The sequence below is a fragment of the Paracoccus salipaludis genome (assembly GCF_002287065.1).
GTDB classification, from domain to species: Bacteria; Pseudomonadota; Alphaproteobacteria; order Rhodobacterales; family Rhodobacteraceae; genus Paracoccus; species Paracoccus salipaludis.
This window is the reverse complement of record NZ_NSJZ01000079.1, coordinates 1-1,011: the sequence shown is the minus strand read 5'-3', so window position 1 is coordinate 1,011 and position 1,011 is coordinate 1. Positions and strand designations below refer to the sequence as shown.

Below are 1,011 nucleotides of genomic sequence, written 5' to 3'. Positions count from 1 at the left end.
TGTTCAGTCCCGGCATCTGGTGGATCGGATTTAGGATGAATCTGTCTGGCTCGGATGTCCAGATCTTGCAGATGTATTCATACGGTGTGAGCCCGCCGAGGGTCTTGAGCCGGCGGGCGAAGTTGTAGGCTGCCATGAAGTCTGACAGGTGGGTGCGGAGCTGGTCGTGATCGTCGTAATGGAAGCGTTTGACGGTCGCGTCCTTGATCGTGCGGTTCATTCGCTCGACCTGGCCGTTGGTCCACGGGTGGTTGGGCTTTGTGAGGCGATGTTCGATCCCGTTGGCCTCACAGATCATGTCGAAACGCATGGGCCGAGAATAAACGGTGTTGCGGTTCCGAGGCTGCTCGGCGAACTGAATGCCGTTGTCGGTGAGAATGGTGTGGACCTGATAGGGCACTGCTTCGAGCATGTGCTGCAGGAACTCCCAGGCCGTCTTCCTGTCTGCCTTGTCGACGAGCTGGGTCACGGCAAATTTGCTCGTGCGGTCAATGCCGACGAACAGAAACAGCTTGCCCTCAGCAGTCTGCACCTCGGCGATGTCGATGTGAAAGAAGCCGATGGGGTAGCGCTTGAACTTCTGGCGCTTCGGCTTGTCGCCCTCCACGTCAGGCAGCCGAGAAATGCCGTGGCGCTGCAGACACCGATGGAGCGCTGAGCGTGTCAGGTGCGGGATGGATGGCTGCAGGGCATAGAGGCAGTCGTCCAGCGGCAGCAGCGTGTGCCGCCGGAAAGCGACGATGGTCGCCTCTTCGGCCTCGGTCAAGATCGTCGAGCGCGGCTCTCTCGGCCCGGTCTTGAGGTCCTCGACCGTCTGGCGCTTGCGCCATTTAGCAACGGTCTTCGGGTTGATCCCAAGATCCCGGCTCAACGTCGCGAGCGAAGCTTGCGATCGTTGTATTGCAGCTCTGACGGCGTGCGTGGTCGTGGCGCTTCCGTGACGAACCTGGCCCATAATGCTTCCTTCCATTCCTGAGAAAGGATCGCACCATCAAACCGTGGGATCAAACA

1 protein-coding gene is annotated in these 1,011 nt (G+C 59.5%); it reads right to left on the bottom strand.

Translation table 11 applies throughout. The features are described from left to right. The coding region (locus tag CK240_RS17615; protein WP_095641546.1) for an IS481 family transposase at positions 1-955 on the bottom strand (955 nt) is incomplete at its 3' end. Between the last annotated feature and the right edge of the window lie 56 nt (positions 956-1,011).